Below are 19,640 nucleotides of genomic sequence, written 5' to 3' on the forward strand. Positions count from 1 at the left end.
GCGTCACACATCCCGCGGTAAGGAGCGAGAGCGAACATGGGCGCGATAGGTCGGCGTCACTTCCTGTACGGCGCGGCCGCGGTGGCCGCCGGTGTCATGGGCACCGGATGTACCCCGGAGGGTCTGACGAAGTCGAGCGACCCGGGTGGCGTGCCGGTCATCGCCATCGGCCCCAGCGCAGATCGTTCAAGGTGAGTCCGTACATGACCGGGGTGAACGGGGCCAAGTGGTACGACGACGCCTACGGAATGTGGGACTCGGAGCACAACCGTCCCGCCCCGGGCATCGTCGGAAAGATCAAGCAGTCCGGGATCGGGATGATCCGCTATCCCGGCGGCACCTCCTCCAACCTCTTCAACTGGAAGGGCGCCATAGGTCCGCTAGAGGACCGGACCCGCCAGGTCGAGGGAAAGCAGGGCGCCACCGTCGACAGCCGGTTCGGGCCGGACGAGTACATGGCCTTCATCCGGCAGGTCGGCGCCGCGCCGGAGATCATGGCGCCGTTCGCCAACTCGACCCCGGAGGAGATCGCCGACTGGGTGGCGTACATGAACGCCCCGCAAGGGACCAAGTGGGGAGACCTGCGAGCGGAGAACGGCCACCCCGAGCCCTACGGCGTGCGCTACTGGGAAATCGGCAACGAGTTGTTCGGCAAGCACCAGCGCTACTGGATGACCATCCGCCTTGGTGACACCACATGGCGCGAGGTCGCCAACCTCACCTCAGCGGGGGCCGACGACCGCGTCTACGCCTTCGACCCGCGCAGCGGCACGAGCCACTTCGGCGACCTCACCGCGCAGATACACGAACACGGCAAGGAAGGCGCCTACGTCGCCGTATCCGAGGGCGGCGCGCTCTTCTTCGGGAAGAATCGGGGCGCCGAGGCGAGCAGTCGAGCGGCTTCTTCCACAGCGGCGGACATGTCGTGGACAGCGAAGTGAAGAACAACGCCGAGGTCTCCCCCCGGAAGACGCCGCTGGGCTCCTCCTACGAAGCGCTGGTGACGAATGCCACCGTCGACAAGAATGGAACGCTCAGCGTCCTCGTCGTCAACCGCTCACCTGACGAGGACGTCAAGTCCCGGGTTGACCTAGGGGGGTTTCGGCATGCCGGCACGGTCGACGTGTCCGTGGTGGCGGGGAGGTCCTACGACGACTTCAACAACGCCGAACACCCCGACGCCGTCACGATCAAAAAGTCCCACGCCACGGCGGAGGACGACTCCCTGAACTGGACGTTCCCGGCGCACTCGGTCACGCTCCTGCGGTTCCCACCACAAGGTAAGTAGAGGATTTCCCATGCCCAGTCCCTCCATGCTCCCGGCCATCGATTTCACGCATCACGATTTCGAATCCGAAGCCCTTGTCGTACGCACGGACCATTCGGACGACGAAGCATGGCGGGCCGTCGTCGACCTGCTCAATCGGCCCGACCGCAACGGGTTCGAGGTGCGCACCCACCTGGTCGACAACCGTGCGTTCACCGGGGCGAGTCCGGATGACGTGCTCTCCGCTGCCGCCGCCGAACCAGCGCTCGAGGTGGTGTTCCTGGCCGATGCCGCCACCATGACGGGCGAGCACACCCTGCTCGCGGTGTCGACCAGAAGCCAGGAGCTGGAGGACGGAGACATGGAACTCGCCCGCGACTTCCGTCTGTTGCCCCCGGAAGTCAATCTGGTGCACGTGAACCTGGCCATCGGACATATGGACTTCTGGGAATTCGCGTATCACGCGTCACTCGCCACGGATGGCATTCTCCGCCTGTGATCGCATATCGAAGTTCCACAGGCACCACATGTACCAATGGAGCAAGGCATGACAGTCGACTCACAGACTCCGCGCAGAGCGGTGGCGGAACTCGAGAGGCTCCTGCCCGCCGAACGGGTCATCACCGGGGGCCCCGAGTACGCGGCGGGCACCGCGCTGTGGAACGGCGCGGTGGCCGCCAGGCCCGCGATTCTGCTGCGCTGCACATCGACCGCCGAGGTGCGGGCAGGAGTCCGGACGGCTCGTGAGTTCGGTCTGCCGCTGTCGGTACGGAGCGGAGGCCACGACTGGGCGGGGCGTGCGCTCAGCGACGATGGGCTGACGCTGGATCTGACCCCGATGTGCTCGGTGCACATCGATGTGGAGGCCGGTCGGGCGACCGTCGGCGGAGGGGCCAGGGCGAACCATGTGCTCGCCGCCGCCGACCGGTACGGATTGGTCGCCGCCACCGGCACCATCGGCACCGTGGGCATGGCCGGGCTGACCCTGGGCGGCGGATACGGCCCGCTGGGCGGCCGATTCGGCCTCGCCGCCGACAACTTGGCGGGCGCCGAGGTGGTGCTGGCCGACGGATCCGTCGTCTGGACCGACGCCGAGCACGAGCCGGACCTGTTCTGGGCGCTGCGTGGCGGAGGTGGCAACTTCGGCGTGGTGACGTCCATGGAGATCCGGCTGCACGCGGTGCCCACCGTGGTCACGGGGAAGGTGTTGTACTCGCTGCGGCAGGCCCCGAAGGTCTTCGCCCGGCTGGAGGACGTCCTGTCGGACTGCCCGGACGCGTTGACGGTCCGGACCGGAGTCATCAACGGTCCTCAAGGGAAGCCCATGGCCATGCTGTGGCCGACCTGGTCCGGCGATCCGGTCGTCGGCACGGATCCGGCAGGTCCGGTACGGCGGCTGACGCGCCTGGGCACCACCGCGGTGGCCGAGTTCGAGACCGGTTCGTACGCGGCCGCGACGGCGGCACGGGACACCATGTTCCCGGACGGGCGGTACGTCACCATCCGTACGCGTTCCCTGCCGCGCCACACCCCCGAGGCGGTGGACGCCCTGGTGCAGGGGGCCAAGGCGATGACATCGCCCCTGTCGGCCTTCTCCCTGCACCATTTCCACGGGGCGGCCGCCCGTGTCCCGTGGTCGGACACGGCCTTCGCGTTGCGCAAACCGCATATGATGGCCGAGGTCATCGCCGTGTGGACGCCGGAGAAGGACAGCGGCCGGCACGCCGCCTGGGCCGATGCCGCCTCGGCGGCGCTGGAGCCGCACGCCTTCGCCGGCGGCTACGCCAACTTGATGGGGCCCGAGGCCACTGACCAGATCCCCTATGTCTACGGCGGCAACACCGCCCGGCTGCTCGCGATCAAGGAAACCGTCGACCCGGACGGCGTGTTCCAGGGCATTCCCCTGCCGAAGGCGGCTTCCCGCGCGCTGAGCCACAGGTGACAGGACCGCGCCCGCGAGGCATATCCATCCAACGTATTGACATATCAATTGGGTGAGATCACTCTCTTCGCATGGCCGAACGTGACCTCCCGCTGTACGAGCAGATCCGCCGGGAGCTGGAGGGCAACATCCGGGACGGCCGGTGGCAGCCCGGGACCCGGGTGCCCACCGAGGCCGAGCTCGGAGAACAGTTCGGTGTCTCGCGGATCACCGTGCAGCGCGCGCTGCGCGAGCTCGTGGACGCCGGGCTGGTCGTCCGGTACCGCAGGCACGGCACGTTCGTGGCGCAGACCACCGATGAGGAGAATCTGCTCCGCTCCGCGGGCGTGCTGACCAGCGGGCCCGAGGCCCACGGCGACCACCGGGTGATCAGCGCCAAGGTCCTGCCCGCGGGCGGGGCGGCCCTGCGGCTGCCCGGCCTGGACGACAACGACGCCGTCGTACAGCTCCGTCGCCACAAGCTGAGCCCCGACGGCAGCCGCGTGACCGGCACGGAGCTCGCCGTCCTGCCCTTCCGATTCGCCCCCGACCTGCTCGACCAGGATCTGGTCACCATCACGAGCCATATGTATCTCCGCGACCGCGGCGTGCCACTGCAACGCTCGCGGCTCTACGTGGAGCCGTACTCCCTGGACGAGGAGCACGCCGAGCTCTTCGGCCTGAAGCCGGGTACCGCGGTCTTCCGCTGGCTGCGCACTACCTGGGCGGAGAACGACGAGGTGGTCGAACACCTCGAAATGATCCTGCCGACCGACACATCCCGCTTCTACGTGGAGACCTCTCTCCAAGGCCGCTGACCCCCGTTCGCCTCCCCGCCGAACCGTTTCCCGCGTCCTCTCCCCCGGTCACCCCTCGTTTCCCCCTCCCTCCCGCCTCCTCCGGTCGCGGGAACGGCACTTCCATCCCTCATCGCAGGAGGTAGCCATGCCATCCCCCCGATCAGCCCTGCCCGCCCTGTGTGCCGTGACCAGTGCCCTCGCGCTCACCGTCGCCGTCACCGGCTGCGGCGCCCCCAAACCCTCCGCCGGTGGCGGCAAGGGAGGCGCCCTGGTGGTGGCGGGCTACGGCGGCTCGTTCGAGACGGCGTTCCGCGATTCGGTCCTGCCCGCGTTCGAGAAGAGCTGCGGCTGCAAGGTCACCTACATCCCCGGCTCGTCCACCGACACCGTCGCCAAGCTCAAGGCGCAGCGCGCCAATCCGCAGATCGACGTGGCGCTGGTGGACGACGGTCCCCAGGCGCAGGCGCTGGAGGCCGGGCTGCTCGCGTCGATCGACACCGAGGTGGTGCCGGTGGACGACGTGGTGAAGATCGCCCGGATGGAGAACGACTCGGGGGTCGGGTTCGGGCTGACCGCCACGGGCATCGCCTACAACCCCGAATGGTTCGAGGACCATGGCATCCCCAAGCCCACCACCTGGGAGGATCTGGCCAATCCCAAGCTGAAGGACAAGGTGGTCCTCCCCTCGATCACCAACACCTACGGGGTGGGGCTGCTGGTCGGCGCGTCCAAGGCGAACGGCGGCTCGGAGAAGGATGTCGACCCCGGTCTCACGGCGATCAAGAAGATCGCCAAGAACGCGGCGACGTTCGACACCACCGCCGATGTGTCCAACTACTTCCTCCAGGGCCAGGCCGCCGCCTCGGTGTGGGGGGTGTCGCGCACCTCGACGCTGGCGGAGAAGGACTTCCCGATCGAGTTCGTCTATCCCAAGGACGGTGCGATCGGCCTGGTGACCACGGCGAACGTGGTCAAGAAGGCACCGCATGAGGAGCTGGCCCAGAAGTTCGTGGCGCATCTGCTGAAGCCGTCCGTCCAGCGGGCGCTGGCCAAGGCGACGTACGACGGCTCGGTGGTCCGGGGCGTCAAGGAGGACCCCGTCCTGAAGAACAAGGTCGTCAGCACCGACAAGGTGGACTCCCTGCTGAAGCTCGACTGGAAGACCATCAACAAGAACCGCTCCGCCTGGACCGACAAGTGGAACAAGCAGGTGGAGAGCAAGTGACCGCGGGGACGGACACCGTGGGCGAGGAGAGCGCACCGGCCGGGGCGGACACCGCCACGCGGGCGGGGAGCACCCGCGGACGGCTGGTCCTCAAGGGGATCCACAAGGCCCTCGGCGGCAAGGAGGTCGTCCGTGGCATCGACCTGACGATGGAGCCCGGGGAGTTCCTCACCCTGCTCGGTCCTTCGGGGTGCGGCAAGAGCACCACGCTGAACATGGTGGCGGGCCATCTGCTGCCCGACTCCGGCGTGGTGGAGGTGGACGGCCGCGACATCACCCGGCTCCCGGCGAACCGGCGGGCCATGGGCATGGTGTTCCAGTCCTACGCCCTCTTCCCCCATATGACGGTGGCGGAGAACATCGCGTTCGGCCTGCGGATGCGCAAGGTCGGCGCGGCCCGGCGCAGGCGCAGGGCGGCCGAGGCCCTGGAGCTGGTGGGCCTCGACGGCATGGGCGAGCGCTATCCGCGCCAGCTCTCCGGCGGGCAGCGCCAGCGCACGGCCCTGGCCAGGGCGCTGATCGTGGAGCCCGATCTGCTGCTGCTCGACGAGCCGTTCTCCAATCTCGACGCCCAGCTCAGGGTGCGTCTGCGCGAGGAGGTCGCCGCCCTCCAGCGCCGGGTGGGCACCACCACGATCCTGGTCACCCACGATCAGGACGAGGCGCTCGCGGTGTCGGACCGGATCGCGGTGATGGCCGAGGGGGCGATCCATCAGCTGGACGTCCCCGAGACCGTGTATCTGCGCCCGGCCACGGACTTCGTGGCGCAGTTCGTCGGCGAGGTCAATGTGCTCGACGGGATCGCGGCGGGGGCGGCCGCCGAAGGGCACCGCTGCCGGATCGATGACACCCACCTCGTCACGGCGACACCGGTGGGCACCGCGCCGGGCGACGGCGAGGCGGTACGGCTCTATGTGCGGCCGGAGGCCGTACGGGTGCTGGCCACACCCCAGACCGGGTCCGGGACGGGCCGCCCGGCGAGCACACCTGACCGTACGGCGGCGGAGCCGGGGCTCCCCGGCACCGTCGAGGCCACCCGCTTCCTCGGCACCCGGGTGCGCTGCGTCGTGGCCACGGCCGCGGGACGTGTCGAGGCCACGCTGCCGTTCGGTTCCGAGGTGCCCGGGCTGGGCGAGGAGGTGATCTGCGCATGGCAACCACAGCACGCGTCGCTGACGGCACGGCCCTGAGGTCCGACGGTTCGGCGCCGACGCCGGGGGTTCCCGAGCCGGTCAGGAAGCGCGGCCCGTGGCGCACCGGTCTGCTGCTGGCCTCCCCTGCCATCGCGGTACTCGCCCTGCTCTTCATCGCACCGCTGTTCATGCTGGTGTACAACAGCTTCCGCACCCAGGCGGGTGATCCCACGCTGCACAACTACACGCGGTTCCTAGGGGATTCCTTCTACCGGGATGTGCTGTGGCACACCTTGTGGATCGGCGCGCTGACCACCCTCGGCTGCCTCGTGGTGGGCTACCCGTTCGCCGTCTATCTGCGCGGCCGCTCCCCCAGGGCGCGCAACTACCTCTCCCTCGTACTGCTGTCGCCGCTGCTCATCTCCATGGTGACCAGGGCGTACGGATGGCTGGTGCTGCTCGGGCCGAAGGGGCCGATCGCGGACGGGTTCCACGCCCTGGGCCTGGACGCGCCGAAGATGCTGTACAACGACACCGCGGTCGTGGTCGGCATGGTGCATGTGATGCTCGCGTACATGGTGCTGCCGCTGATGGGCAGCCTGGACCGGATCGACCCGGCCCTCACCCCCGCGGCCAAGGGCCTGGGGGCGAGCGGCTGGACGTGCTTCTGGCGGATCACCGTCCCGCTGTCCCTACCGGGGATGCTGGCCGGTTCGCTGATCGTGTTCAGCCTGACCGTCTCCAGCTTCGTCACCCCGGCGATCCTGGGCGGGCCCACGGTGAAGCTGATGCCGTACTTCGTCTACACCGAGGCCACGTCCAATCTGAACTGGCCGTATGCGGCGGCGATCGGCTTCGTCCTGATCGTGGTGACGACGATTCTGACGGCCGTGTACGCCCGGCTGCTGCGCGGGCGTGGTGGCAAGGAGGTGTTCGCATGACCACGGCAACGGAATCCGAAAGGTCGACGGCGACGGGCAAGGCCGCGGGCAAGCCGATCGCCGCGGCCGCGGGCGGGCGCGCACGGCGCCTGCTCGGCGCCGCGTTCGCCGCGCTCGTCGGCCTGTTCCTGCTGGCGCCCGTGCTGGTGACCATCGCCTCCTCGCTCACCACGACCAGCTACGTCACCTTCCCGCCCAAGGGGCTGACCCTGCACTGGTACGCGGAGCTGCTGAACCGCCCCGAGTTCCTGGACTCGTTCCTGCTCAGCATCGGCGTGGCGGCGGGAGCGGCCGTGGTGTCCACGGCGCTCGGGCTCGCCGCGGGGCTGGCCATCCACCGCTATCCGTTCCCGGGGAAGTCGGTGCTGGACAGGCTGTTCTCGAGTGCGTTCGCCGTGCCGACGATCGTGCTCGGCATCGGGCTGCTGCAGTGGTACGCCCAGCTCGGCATGGCGTCCAGCCCGCTCACCCTGCTGCTGGCGCATCTGGTGCTGACCGTGCCGTACACCGTGCGCCTGGTGCTGGCCGGGCTCGCCGGGCTCGACCGGTCGGCGGAACTGGCCGCCGCCGGGCTGGGTGCGAAGGCGCCGCGGGTGTTCTGGCATGTGACGCTGCCCGCCGTGCGCGGACCGCTGATCGCGGGGGCGTTCTTCGCCCTGATCACGTCCTTCGACGACCTGACGATCGCGTTGTTCGTGGTGACCACGGACATGCAGACCCTGCCGGTGCGGATCTTCAACTACCTCCAGTACAACTACGACCCGACCGTGACCGCCGTCGGCACCGTGATGGTGCTCTTCGCCGCGGTGGCCGTCGTCATCATCGAGCGCGTCGTGGGCGTCGCGCATCTGTTCGGGGCCGACCCCGAGCAGTGACCTTCGTGCCAAGGAGGATTCCCGTGCGAGTTGTGGTCATCGGAGCCGGAGTGGTGGGCGCGGCGGTGGCGGCGGAGCTGGCCGCGCGTGGCGCCCGGGTCACCGTGCTGGAGGCCGCGCACCCCGGAGCGGGCACCACGGCGAACTCGTTCGCCTGGATCAACAGCGCGAACAAGGAGCCGGAGCCGTACTTCGCGCTCAACCGCGCCGGTATCCGCGCACACTACGAGTTGGCCGGGGACGGGGCGCCATGGTTCTTCCCCGCCGGAAACCTGGAGTGGGCGGTGACGGACCGCCACAAGGAGGTGCTGGCCGGGCGGGTGGCGCGGCTGACGGCCAGGGACTACCCGGTGGAGTGGATCACCGCTGAACGGGCCCGGGAGCTGGAGCCGGACCTCGCGGGCGCACCGTCCCACGCCGTGTTCGCCTTCTTCCCCGAGGAGGCGTACACCCTGCCCGTGCCGCTGCTGTCCCGGCTGCTGGGCGCCGCCAGGGACCGTGGCGCTACGGTGGCCGGCGGCGCCAGGGTCACCGCGATCGAACACGGCCCGACCGGAGCCACGGTCATCTGCTCCGACGGCGGCCGCCACCCGGCGGACACGGTGGTGAGCTGCGCGGGCCGGTGGACACAGGAGGTGGCCCGACTGGCCGGTGCGCACGTCCCCATGGCGGATCCGGATCTGGCGGGCTCGGCCACGGTGGGCTTCCTCGCCACCACCGCACCGGCGCCCGCGCGGCTGTCGCGCGTGCTGACCGGCCCACGGCTGAACGTCCGCCCGGACGGCGGCGGTCGCCTGCTGCTCCAGGCCCTGGACCTGGACGCGACGGCGGACCCCGGCAAGCCGTACGCGCCCGACGGTGAGATCGCCACCGCCATGCTGGCCCGCCTGCCCGAGGTGCTGAACGGCGCCGAGGGCACCGTGGTGGAGAAGGTACGGGTCGGCCAGCGCGCCATGCCGGGCGACGGCTTCACGGTGGCGGGCTTCCCCGCCACCGGCGTTCCGTTCTATGTGGTGGCGACCCACAGCGGCATCACCCTGGCCCCGCTGCTCGGCCGCCTGGTCGCGGAGGAGCTCCACGGCGATGAGTCCCCCCTGCTGAAGGACTTCCGGCCCGGCCGCTTCACCTCGGGCGCGGTCCTGCCCCCACCGCCTCCGGCCCGCCGCCCGGGCGAACAGTGAGACAGGCGCCCGGAGCTGTGCTCCGGGCCGCCATCCAGTCGATGGTCGACTGGAGCGAATCACCGGCATCGTCCGGGCTGACGTGCTCGATGAACTGCGCCTGGCCGCCGTCCCGCCAGGCGGACACGATGACGCGCCGGGCGGTTCGCGCGGCCACGAGCAGCTGCTGGCGTCCTGCCCGTGGGAGGCCTGACCCGTTTCAAGAGGGTCTCAGGGGCCGTCGGCGCAGTCGAGTGCCGTGAGGTCGATGGCATCGGCCAGCGCCTGCATCCCCTTGTCGTTGGGGTGCAGATGGTCGCCGTTGTCGAAGAACGGCAGGATGCGCTCGGGGTCGTAGGGGCTGCGCAGGGCGCGGTCGAAGTCGGTCACCGCGTCGAACTCACCGCCGCTTCGGACGAAGGCGTTGACCTCCTGGCGCACCCCCTCCGCGGCGGCGTCCCATTCGCTCCAGCCCTTGAAGGGCCCCACGGTGGCACCGACCACGCACCGGCCGGCCGCGTGCGCCCGCTCGATGATCCGGCGGTATCCGGCGATCATGTCCGCGGCGGTGACACCGGTGTGCGCCTTGATGTCGTTGACCCCCTCGAAGAGGAACACCGTCCGCACGCCCGGGAGGGACAGGACATCACGGTCGAGCCGGTTCAGGGCGCTCCGCCCGGCACCGTCGGCGAGTACCTTGTTGCCGGAGATCCCCTCGTTCGCCACTCCCTCGACGTCGGTGGCCGCCTGCCGCAACCGGCGTGCGAGGTAGTCGGGCCAGCGGCGGTTGAGGTCGGTGGTGGACTGCCAGCCGTCGGTGATGGAGTCGCCGAGCGCGGCCACGGCACCGGTCGCGGCGGACGTGCGGACGGTGACGGCGTCGAGGTAGAACCAGGAGCCGGTGGTATCCGTCCAGTGCGCGGCGCTCTCCTCCTCCGTGTGGTCGCCCTGGGTCGTGTACGACGTCTGCATCGCCATCCCGTGCCCCGTCGCCGGACCGGCCGCGTCGGGGGTGTGGAGGCTGACGACCAGGTTGGTGGCGGCGGGCAGGCTGCCGGGCAGGGCGTCGCTGAGCGCCACCTCGCCCGCCGGGATGGTGACGGTGGGCCCGCCGCCGAAGGTCAGCCGACGGTTGCTGCCCCGCCTCAGCTCGGCGCCCGACTTCTGGACCCCGGCATAGACGCTGTCGAGGGTCAGCGGCCGGTCGCCGAAGGCGTTGGAGAGGCGGATGCGCGGATCGCTTCCGCCGACACTGGTGTGCACGACCATCCGGTAGCCGCGGTCCGGTGTCCCGCCTCCCGCGCGATCCGCGCTCGCCGCCCAGGTGACGACGTCATGCCGGCCGCCCGCCGCCGCGGCGGGTGTGGCGTGCAGCGCGGCGGCCGCGAGCAGTACGGCGCCGAGGCCACCGATGGCGGCGCGGCGAGCCGTCATCGGGCGAGCCCCTTGAGCGTGACGGACGCGCCGGGCGCCAGGCGGACCGTACGGGAGGTGGAGCCATGGGCCACCGTGGTCGTCCGGCCACCGACGCTGCGGATCGTGACCGACGTCGGCACCCCCTGCTCCCAGCGCAGATCGACGACGAAGCCGCCCCGCGCGGCCAGTCCCGTGACCGAGCCGGACGCGGCCCAGGCGTCGGGCAGGGCGGGGAGCAGTTCCAGGTGGCCGGGGCGGGAGTACAGCAGCATCTCGCTCATCGCGGCCGGGGTGCCGAAGTTGGCGTCGATCTGGAAGATGCCACGGCCCTTCTCCACCTCGTAGATGTCGAAGAGGTTGAACGCGGTGCCGTTGCTGCCGTCCGTGGAGGGGCGGAGGTTGTTGGCCACGAGCTGATATGCCGTGTCGGCGTCCTTCAGCCGCGCCCAGCACGCGGCCCGCCAGGCGTTGGCCCAGCCGAAGCTGTTCATGCCGCGCGCGGTGAGCAGGGCGGTGGCCCCGTCCACGAGCTCCTGGGGAGTGGAGCCGTCGGGGCGGATGCGGTCGCCGGGGAACAGGCCGATCAGCGGCGACAGATGGCGGTGGGTGGTCTCCCCGAGGTTGTCGGGGGACATCCACTCCTGGAGCCAGCCGGTCTTCGGGCTCACCTCCGGCAGGTACAGCTTCTTCCGCAGCGAGGCGATGGTGTCCGCGTAGCCGGTGTCCTTCTTCAGCTCGGCGGCCGCGGCGGCGAAGTTGCCGAACAGCGCCCACACCAGCTCCTGGGCGTAGGTGATGCCCTTGGCGTCCTGCGGGCCGTGTTCTGGCGACCAGTCCTTGTCGTCGATGAGCACCTCCCTGGAGGTGTTGGGGAGGGTGGTGGTGAGCAGCCGCGCCTCCCAGAACTCGCAGGCGCCCTTGAGCAGCGGGTAGATCTTCGCCAGATACGCCCGCGACTGGGTGTACTCGTAGTGCTCGTACAGGCTGTTGCTCAGCCAGGCGTTGCTCGCCGGATGCCACCACCAGCCGCTTCCGCCGTGGATGTTGGTGGAGAAGGCGACGGTCCAGCCGGCGACCTTTCCGGTGGAGTTGCGGTAGCGGTTGCGCGGGTCGTTGAAGAGTTCGTGGGTGAGCCCGGCCCAGGACGGGAGTTGGGCGAGGCAGTAGTCGGCGAAGGCGTCGAAGCACGGGGACAGGCCCGCGCGGTCGGCCATCCAGTAGTTCATCTGGATGTTGATGTCGGTGTGGTAGTCGCCCATCCAGTCCGGGTCGTTGCCGTCCAGCCACAGGCCCTGGAGGTTCAGGGGGAGGCCGTCGCGCGAGCCGGAGATCATCAGATAGCGGCTGAACTGGAGGTAGGCCGCCTCCAGTTCGGGGTCGGGCACACCGTCCCGGGCGCGTGCGACGAGGCGCGCCCAGGTGTCCAGGGAGCGCTGGGCGTCCGTGGAGGTGCCGAGCGAAAGGGTGAACCGCTCGTACAGGCGGCGGTAGTCGGCGACATGGGTGCGCCGCAGAGTGTCCGCCGAGTGCCGGGCGGCGGCGAGCACCTTCGTACGGGCCAGCTTCTCGGGGTCGAGGGTGGGGTCGCGGTAGCCGCGGTCGGCGTCGGGCGCGTAGTTGGTGCCGCCGCTGACCACAACGGTGAGGTCCGCGCAGCCGGAGAAGTCGACGCGGGTGCCGTTGACACGGACCCGGCCGCCGCTGCCGTACGCCGTGACCGCCGCGCCGTATCGCAGGCCGTTGGGGAAGGACGCGCCGAACGACTCCGCGCTCGCGGGCTTTTCGCCGTGGGTGCCCTCCAGGATGACGCTTCCGGTGTAGCGGCCGCCACCGCTCTGTGTGAAGTGCAGGACGATCGCGTCATCGGGGTGGCTGGCGAAGATCTGCCGCCGGTAGGTGACGCCGGAGCGGACGTAGGAGCTGGTGACCAGCCCTTGCGCGAGGTCGAGGCTGCGGCGGTAGCCGTTGACACCGGACAGGTCGTGGTCGGGGATGTCCACGGTGAGCCGGGCCAGCAGGGTGAACGAGCCGAAGTCGCCGCGCCCGTAGGGGAATTGGCCATCGGCGTCGAGGGTGTCGTTGAGGCCGCCGGTCCACATCGTGGCGTCGGTGATCAGCAGCAGCTCGTGGCCGGGGTCGTTGCTCGCGAGGGCGCCGAGGCGGCCGTTGCCGACCGGCAGGCCCTGCTCGATCAGCGAGCCCTCGTCGCCGGGGGCCCGCCACCACAGCTCGTCGTGTGAGGTGCCGGCGAGCGGCGGGGTGTCGGCCGGGCGCCGGGGCGCGGCGGATGCGGTGAAGGCGGGCAGGGCACCGAGGGTCAGGGTGAGTCCGGCCGTCGCCACGAGGGACAGCGCGGTTCGTCTGCTGGGGTCCGTGCCGGAGCCTCCGCAGAGGTCTCCGTCGGGGTCTCCGCCGGTGTCGGTCGGGCGGGGGTTCATGGCGGCTCCGGGCGTCTGAGATCGGCAGATCGGCAAGGGGCCCGGCCGAGGGGCCGGGCCCCTTGGGGTTCAGGAGGACTTCGGTACGTCGATCCGGTCGATGTCCGGTGCGTAGCCGGAACCGCTGTCGAACGTGATGGTGTTGGAGCCGGCCTTGAGCGTCACCGGAACGTAGACACTATTGACGGTGGACCAGTCGCCTGTCGAGGGGAACTTGTGGCGGGTGGCGCCGCCGCCGTTGGCCGAGACTTCGGCGGAGCGGGCGTCACCGCTGACGTAGCCGACCTTGATCTGGTAGGTGCCGGTCTTGTCCGCGACGACGTTGTTGATGGTCAGCTTGGACCCGGTGTAGAGGTTGCCGACCTTGTGGCCTTCGGAGCAGGCCGGGCAGTCGGCCACGGAAGCGTTGCCGCCGAGGGTGTTCGCGGGGGACTCGGCCTCGATACCGGTCCACGTGAGCGCGTCACCGCGCGGGGTGACCGTGAAGAGGCGGGAGCCGTGGGCGGGCAGGGCCTGGGTGGTCCGGTTCTTGTGGGTGCCGAGGTTCTCGTGGTTCCACAGATCCCGGACCGCGGCCTTGCCGGTGAAGCCGAGCGCCGACCAGTCCGCGGTCACCGAGGCGGGCCTGTCGGCGAGGTTGAACAGGGCGACGGTGTAGCTGCCGTCGTGGTTCTTCGCGGCCCACACCTGCTGGGGGTCGGACGGTGTGACCGGCCGCGCGGGCGGGGTGTCGCCCTGGTTGACGGCGATGACCTCACGGTTGGTCAGCAGCGACAGCCCGTAGGCGTCCAGTTTGGTCACATCGTCGCCGGTGTAGAGCGGGGACTTGGCGATCGCCCACAACGTGGCGTAGCTCTGCCGCTCGGCCTTGGTCAGGCCGTCCATCTCGCCATTGCCCACATCGAGGGAGTCGAGGTCGTTCCAGCCGCCGGGGCCGGCGTGCCGGGTCCAGGCCGGGGTGTCGTCCCAGCGGTCGTCGACGGAGTTCTCCCAGCTGACGAGCGTGTTGCAGTAGCACTCGACATCGGTGTCGACGCGCCAGCCGTTGGAGTGCTTCTTCCAGTCGTCGGCGTGCCCGATGTCCAGGGACCAGGACAGCTCCAGGTGGATGGGGCGGCCGGTGGCGGAGATCGCCTTCTGCCAGGCGGCCACGTCGGCGACGTTGTCGTAGTTGTCGCCGCTCTTGAAGGAGCCGGGGCCCACACCGTCGAGCTTGAGGAAGTCATAGCCCCAGTCGGCGAACATCCGCGCCTGGGAGTCGATGTACTTCTGTGCGCAGGGATCCGAAAAGTCGATCTTGTACGCGCTGTCCCAGCCGTTGGTGGTGCGCAGATCGTCGTAGACGATGTCGGCGGTGGTGCAGCCCTCGGCGTTCCAGATCGGCACCCTGCCCCCGCCGTACGCCTCCTTCTCCAGGCCGACGGGCAGATAGATACCCGCCTTGAGGCCCTTGGAGTGGATGCGGTCGGCGACCGGCTTCATGCCGCTGGGGAACCGCACCGGGTCGGCCTTCTGCCGGCCGTACTCGTCGAACTCGGGTGTCCACGCGTAGTCGCGCCACCAGCCGGCATCGATGTTGACGTACTCGTATCCGTACTTCTTGAGCTTGGTGGCGAGGGCGTCGGTCTGCTTGAGGACGTTCGCCTCGGTGAGGTAGCTGTAGTCGCCGTTCGGGTTGAGGCCCGGGTACTTCGACGACTGCATGCTCCAACTGGACCAGCCCATATAGGGCTTGGCGGCGACGGTGGCCGAGGATGCCGGGGTGGCGTTGCCGTTGCCGGGCTGTGCCCGCGCGGCCGGGGCGGCCGTGCCGAGGCCCGCGGCGAGGGCCAGGACGACGAGGGATCTCAGCCCGCGTACGGGCATGACGGGGTACGAGGGTGACCGCATGGGTCTGCCTCCTGGGGTGCGGTTCGGGGAACGGGGTGGCGGGAGATGCGGCGGGATCCGGGGCGCGCGGCGGCGGAGGCTGCCCTTGTCCCGGCCGACGGCGAGGGGGCTGCTGCTCTCCTCCTCGTCCGCGCTAGTTCGCGTCCGATCTGATGAAGGACTGGATGGCGGTGGCCGCGGCTCCACGGGCCCACTCGTCGAAGGGCAGTGGCCTGGTCCGTACATCGCACTGCGCCGCGGAGCCGAAGGCCGCCGTGGCGAAGGCGGCACGGATGTGGTCGGCGAACAGGTCGTAGGCGGCCAGCCCCTCGCCGGAGATGATCACGCGTTCGGGGCCGAGCAGATTGGTGACGGTGGCGATACCGCGGCCGATGGCGTCCCCTGCCCGTGCGTAGACCTCCCGTGCGCCGACGACGCCGTCGTGGGCCAGTCCGGCGGCCTCGACCGCGTCGGCCACCTGGACCCCCGTGGCCGCGCGGACCTGGCGGACGATGGCGTCGTCGCTCGCGATGGCCTCCACACAGCCGCGGTTGCCGCAGTGGCAGCGGGGGCCCGCCGGGTCGACGGTGACGTGTCCGATCTCGCCGGCCACGCCGTGGGCCCCGGCCACCACCCTGCCGTGGACCACGAGACCGCAGCCGATGCCCGCGCCGACCGTCACGACGGCGAAGCCGGACAGTCCCACGCCCGCCCCGAACCACTGCTCGGCCACGGTCAGCGCGCGCACGTCGTTGTCGACGGTCACCGGCAGACCCGTGGTCATGGCGGCGAGTTCGGCGAGTGGCACATCGCGCCACTCCAGGAAGGGCGAGTAGCGCACCACGCCCTCGGCCCGGTCCACATCGCCGGAGACGGCCATGCCCAGGCCCGCGACGCGCACGCCGAGGCCGTCCGCCTCGATGAGCAACTCCCGGACGAGTTCCGCGGCCGTCCCCAGCACCGCCCTGGGGTCCCGGGCGGGGAGCGGGATGTGCCGGGCGACGAGGATCCGGCAGCACAGGTCGGTGAGCACACCGATGATCGTGTCCCCGGTCGCCTTGACCCCGATGAACAGCGCGCGGCCGCCATCCACCCGCACCAGGTTCGCGGGCCGCCCGAGTGCCGGGCGCGCGCCCTCGTCCACGTCCTCCACCAGGTAGCCGGCCTCGATCAGGGGACGGACCGCCTTGGTGACAGCCGCGGCCGACAGCCCCGCCCGCCGCGCCACTTCCAGGCGGGTGAGGGGGCCCTGCGACAGGACCGTGGTGAAGATCTGCGAGGCGGCCGACGTGTGCGCCGGGAACGACTCGACAGCGGGGGGCGAGGACATGGCCGGGAACCTAGGCTCCTTATTTTCCGCTGTCAATGAAAGAAGCAGGAATCTCCTGAGGATTGCCTGTGAGCCCCGATTCCGATTCCAAAGCATGACTCATGCCGGGGTGTTGACATGCGTTCGAAGGTCTCGTTGGCTTACTGGGCGACCCTCTTCTCCCACTCGCCGAGCGCCCCGCATCCGTACGCCGCACCCGCCGCTCCCCCGCCGCCCTTCGAACGTGAGGCCCGATGCCGACGATCTCCCGTGCCCCGGACACCGGGGTCTGGCTGCTGACCACGCCCCGTACCTCGTACGCCGTGCACATCGACGAGACGGGCGCGCCCTGCCACCTCGCCTGGGGGCCGCGGCTGACGCCGCGGGAGGCGGCGGAGCTGGTCGTGCCCGCCGGGGAGGCGGCGAGCAGCTTCGAGGGGCGGCCCGCGGTGGGCGAGGAACTGCCGGTCGACGGCGGCACGCGCTACGGCACGCCGTCCCTCCAGGTCCGCTACGCGGACGGCTCACGCGGCTTCGAATGGCAGCCGACCGGGCACCGCGTCCTCACCCCCTCCGACGGCGTCGGCGAACTCCGTCTGGAATTCCGCGATCGCCACTATCCGCTGTACGTCGCGCTCCACTACCGGGTGCGGGACGACACGGATGTCATCGAGCGCTGGACGGTGCTGCGCAACGACGGTGAGCAACGGGTCAGCCTGGAGCGCGCCGACTCGGCGGCCTGGTCCCTGCCACCGCTGGCCGACTACCGGCTCAGCCATGTCACCGGCCAGTGGTCCGCGGAGAGTCAGCTGCGCCGCGAGCGCCTGCCGCACGGGGAGACCGTGCTGACCAGCAGGCGTGGCATCCCCAGCCACCACGCCGGTCCCTGGGTGATGGTGGACGGGGGCGACGCCGGCGAGGAGCACGGCCGGGTGTTCGGCGCGGCCCTCGCCTGGAGCGGGAGTTGGCGCATCACCACGCAGCGCACACCGGACGGACGCGCGGGTTTCACCGGTGGCGTCGGCCATGAGGGCATATGCGTACCGCTCGCGCCGGGCGAGGAGTTCACCACCCCGGTGTTCGCCGGGCTGTTCACGGACGGCGGGTTCGGCGCGGCGAGCCGGGCCTGGCACGCGTACACGCTGCGCCACGTCCTGCCGCACGGGCGGGAGGTGGCGCCCGTGCTCTACAACTCCTGGGAGGCCACCGGCTTCGACGTGGCCGAGGCGAACCAGAAGGCGCTTGCCGAGCGGGCCGCCGCCCTGGGCGTGGAGCTGTACGTGGTCGACGACGGCTGGTTCGGGGCCCGGCGCGGCGACCACGCGGGGCTGGGCGACTGGACCCCGGCCCGGGAGCGCTTCCCGCGGGGCCTCGGCCCGCTGGCGGACACGGTGCACCGCCTGGGCATGCGCTTCGGCATCTGGGTGGAGCCGGAGATGGTCAACCCCGACAGCGACCTCTACCGCGAGCACCCCGACTGGGTCCTGCACACACCCGGCCGGACCCGCAGCGAGCTGCGCAACCAACTCGTCCTGAACTTCGCCCGCGACGACGTGGCCGACTGGGCCCACGGCTGGCTGACCCGGCTGGTCACGGACCACGGCATCGACTTCCTCAAATGGGACATGAACCGCGCCTTCAGCGAGGCCGGGTGGCCCGGCATCCCGGACGGCCACGACCGGCTGTGGACGGCTTACGTGGCCAATCTGTACGGCGTCCTCGACCGGCTCCGGGCCGACCACGCCGGGCTGCGCATCGAGACGTGCAGTGGCGGTGGCGGACGCGTGGATCTGGGCATCCTCACCCGTACGGACCAGGCGTGGGTGTCGGACAACACCGACGCCGTCGACCGTCTGGTCATCCAGCACGGCTTCGGTCAGCTCCACCCGGCGCGCACGATGTCCGCGTGGGTGACCGATGTGCCCAATCAACTCACCTCCCGCACCGTGCCGTTGAGGTTCCGCTTCCATGTGGCGATGTGCGGGCTGCTGGGCATCGGCGGGGATCTCGCCCGCTGGTCCGAGGCGGAACTCGCCGAGGGCGCCGAGCTGGTCGCCGAGTACAAACGGGTGCGCCACCTCGTCCAGCACGGCGCCCTGTACCGGCTGTCCGGGCCGCACGGCGAGGTGCCGACCGTGGTGCAGTACGCCGCCGAGGACGGCACCGAGACCCTGGTGCTGGCCTGGCAGCGCGGTCCGCGCCACGGAGTCCCGCGGCTGCCGGTACGGCTGCGCGGGCTCACCCCCGGCGCCCGCTACCGCGACACCCGCACCGGTGAGGTGCACCACGCCACCGTGCTCGCCGAGTACGGACTCCGCCCGGACCTCCCGTCCGGCGACTGGGCGAGCACGGCCGTGCACCTGGTCAGGATGGGGCGGGACGAGACGTGACACCGCCACTGCCGCGGTAGGCGGCGGTGGCGATTTCGACGAACGAGCGGATCAGGGGGTTCGTGTCGGCCTCGTTCCACGCCACCACCACGCGGCTCGGCTCCATGTCGGCCAGCGGCACCACGGTGAGCCCGTCCGGCGGCTCGTGGTCCACGAGCGTCATGCCGACCGTGCCGTTCCACAGCACGGCTTGGCGGCATTCCTGGACGCCACGCACCACCGGGCCCTCGCGAGGTTCCCCGCCGTTCCAGTACGACTGCCAGACGGGGTCGGTGCCCTCCGGGAACAGGAACCAGCGGCGGTCGGCCAGGTCGGCCAGTTTCAGGCCGTCGCGGCGGGCCAGCGGATCGTCGGCCCGCAGCAGTGCGCCCACCGGGTCGGCGCGCAGCTCGTGCACGGTCAGCCCGGTCTCGTCGAACGGCCCGCGGGTCAGGGCGATGTCCACCAGCCCGGCGTGCAGCCCGCAGGTGGGATCGGTCAGGTCGGTCTCGCGGATGTGGACCTCGATGCCCGGGTGCCGCCGGTGGTAGGCACGGGCCAGCCGGGTGGCGTCCGGGTCGGTGCTGTCCCCCAGGATGCCCACGGTGAGGCTCGTGGTGCCGGTTGCCGCCGCCACGCGTACGCGTACCCGGTCGGCGTGGTCGAGCAGGGCGCGCGCCTCATCGAGCAGCACGGCCCCCACCGGAGTGAGCGTGACACCGGCGGACGAGCGGCGGAACAGCGCGGCGCCCAGCTCGGCCTCCAGCTGCTTGATCGCCCGGCTCAGTGGCGGCTGGCTCATATGCAGCCGGACGGCGGCCCGGCCGAAGTGGAGTTCCTCGGCGACCGCCATGAAATAGCGCAGCGTGCGTAGCTCCATGGTGCAACGATACCCATCCGGTATCGGCACCACAGAA

The 19,640-nt window shown here is 70.6% G+C and carries 17 protein-coding genes; 12 read left to right on the forward strand and 5 right to left on the reverse strand.

Translation table 11 applies throughout. From position 1 onward, the window contains the following. Window positions 1-36 precede the first annotated feature (36 nt). From LIV37_RS03635 to LIV37_RS03685, 11 genes are all read left to right on the forward strand, one after another. A complete protein-coding gene (locus LIV37_RS03635; RefSeq protein WP_121825849.1) occupies window positions 37-195 on the forward strand; it encodes a twin-arginine translocation signal domain-containing protein in 159 nt (52 codons plus the stop codon). A gap of 8 nt (window positions 196-203) precedes the next feature. Then, window positions 204-941 carry a hypothetical protein gene (locus LIV37_RS03640; RefSeq protein ID WP_020865738.1) on the forward strand — a complete coding sequence of 246 codons (738 nt, stop codon included), beginning with the start codon at window positions 204-206 and terminating at the stop codon, window positions 939-941. Beyond that, on the forward strand, window positions 926-1,288 hold the full coding sequence (locus LIV37_RS03645; protein ID WP_158634943.1) for an alpha-L-arabinofuranosidase C-terminal domain-containing protein: 363 nt from the start codon (window positions 926-928) through the stop codon (window positions 1,286-1,288). The genes LIV37_RS03640 and LIV37_RS03645 overlap by 16 nt, the downstream gene beginning before the upstream one ends. Window positions 1,289-1,298: 10 nt before the next feature. Further along, window positions 1,299-1,766: a DUF6924 domain-containing protein gene (locus LIV37_RS03650; protein ID WP_020865740.1), complete on the forward strand. Its 468-nt coding sequence runs from the start codon at window positions 1,299-1,301 to the stop codon at window positions 1,764-1,766. A 48-nt stretch (window positions 1,767-1,814) separates the two neighbouring features. Further along, a complete protein-coding gene (locus LIV37_RS03655; RefSeq protein WP_020865741.1) occupies window positions 1,815-3,209 on the forward strand; it encodes an FAD-binding oxidoreductase in 1,395 nt (464 codons plus the stop codon). 71 nt (window positions 3,210-3,280) lie between these two features. After that, complete coding sequence (locus LIV37_RS03660) at window positions 3,281-4,006, forward strand: GntR family transcriptional regulator (protein WP_020865742.1); 726 nt, start codon at window positions 3,281-3,283, stop codon at window positions 4,004-4,006. 127 nt (window positions 4,007-4,133) lie between these two features. Continuing rightward, window positions 4,134-5,213, forward strand: coding sequence for an ABC transporter substrate-binding protein (locus tag LIV37_RS03665; protein WP_020865743.1), 1,080 nt, complete (start codon window positions 4,134-4,136; stop codon window positions 5,211-5,213). Next, entirely contained in the window at window positions 5,210-6,403 is a 1,194-nt protein-coding gene (locus tag LIV37_RS03670; protein WP_020865744.1) for an ABC transporter ATP-binding protein, read from the forward strand. Before LIV37_RS03665 ends, LIV37_RS03670 begins: the two co-directional genes overlap by 4 nt. Next, window positions 6,364-7,287, forward strand: a complete 924-nt coding sequence (locus tag LIV37_RS03675) for an ABC transporter permease (RefSeq protein ID WP_020865745.1) — start codon at window positions 6,364-6,366, stop codon at window positions 7,285-7,287. The genes LIV37_RS03670 and LIV37_RS03675 overlap by 40 nt, the downstream gene beginning before the upstream one ends. Further along, entirely contained in the window at window positions 7,284-8,162 is an 879-nt protein-coding gene (locus LIV37_RS03680; protein WP_020865746.1) for an ABC transporter permease, read from the forward strand. Before LIV37_RS03675 ends, LIV37_RS03680 begins: the two co-directional genes overlap by 4 nt. 23 nt (window positions 8,163-8,185) lie before the next feature. Next, window positions 8,186-9,343 carry an NAD(P)/FAD-dependent oxidoreductase gene (locus LIV37_RS03685; protein ID WP_121825845.1) on the forward strand — a complete coding sequence of 386 codons (1,158 nt, stop codon included), beginning with the start codon at window positions 8,186-8,188 and terminating at the stop codon, window positions 9,341-9,343. 210 nt (window positions 9,344-9,553) lie between these two features. Here LIV37_RS03685 and LIV37_RS03690 read toward each other — a convergent pair whose 3' ends face one another. From LIV37_RS03690 to LIV37_RS03705, 4 genes are all read right to left on the reverse strand, one after another. Then, window positions 9,554-10,756: an SGNH/GDSL hydrolase family protein gene (locus LIV37_RS03690; protein ID WP_020865749.1), complete on the reverse strand. Its 1,203-nt coding sequence runs from the start codon at window positions 10,754-10,756 to the stop codon at window positions 9,554-9,556. Further along, window positions 10,753-13,176, reverse strand: coding sequence for a glycosyl hydrolase family 95 catalytic domain-containing protein (locus tag LIV37_RS03695; RefSeq protein ID WP_020865750.1), 2,424 nt, complete (start codon window positions 13,174-13,176; stop codon window positions 10,753-10,755). The genes LIV37_RS03690 and LIV37_RS03695 overlap by 4 nt, the downstream gene beginning before the upstream one ends. 69 nt (window positions 13,177-13,245) lie before the next feature. Then, window positions 13,246-15,066, reverse strand: a complete 1,821-nt coding sequence (locus tag LIV37_RS03700) for an alpha-galactosidase D (RefSeq protein WP_020865751.1) — start codon at window positions 15,064-15,066, stop codon at window positions 13,246-13,248. Window positions 15,067-15,199: 133 nt separating this feature from the next. Further along, a complete protein-coding gene (locus LIV37_RS03705; protein ID WP_020865752.1) occupies window positions 15,200-16,375 on the reverse strand; it encodes an ROK family transcriptional regulator in 1,176 nt (391 codons plus the stop codon). Between the two features lie 233 nt (window positions 16,376-16,608). Here LIV37_RS03705 and LIV37_RS03710 point away from each other — a divergent pair, with 233 nt between their 5' ends. After that, on the forward strand, window positions 16,609-18,744 hold the full coding sequence (locus tag LIV37_RS03710; RefSeq protein ID WP_020865753.1) for an alpha-galactosidase: 2,136 nt from the start codon (window positions 16,609-16,611) through the stop codon (window positions 18,742-18,744). On the opposite strand, the gene LIV37_RS03715 is transcribed toward LIV37_RS03710, so the two are convergent. Continuing rightward, window positions 18,719-19,603, reverse strand: a complete 885-nt coding sequence (locus tag LIV37_RS03715; protein WP_020865754.1) for a LysR family transcriptional regulator — start codon at window positions 19,601-19,603, stop codon at window positions 18,719-18,721. The genes LIV37_RS03710 and LIV37_RS03715 overlap by 26 nt on opposite strands. Window positions 19,604-19,640 lie beyond the last annotated feature (37 nt).

It is taken from the genome of Streptomyces rapamycinicus NRRL 5491, assembly GCF_024298965.1.
Taxonomy (GTDB): Bacteria; Actinomycetota; Actinomycetes; order Streptomycetales; family Streptomycetaceae; genus Streptomyces; species Streptomyces rapamycinicus.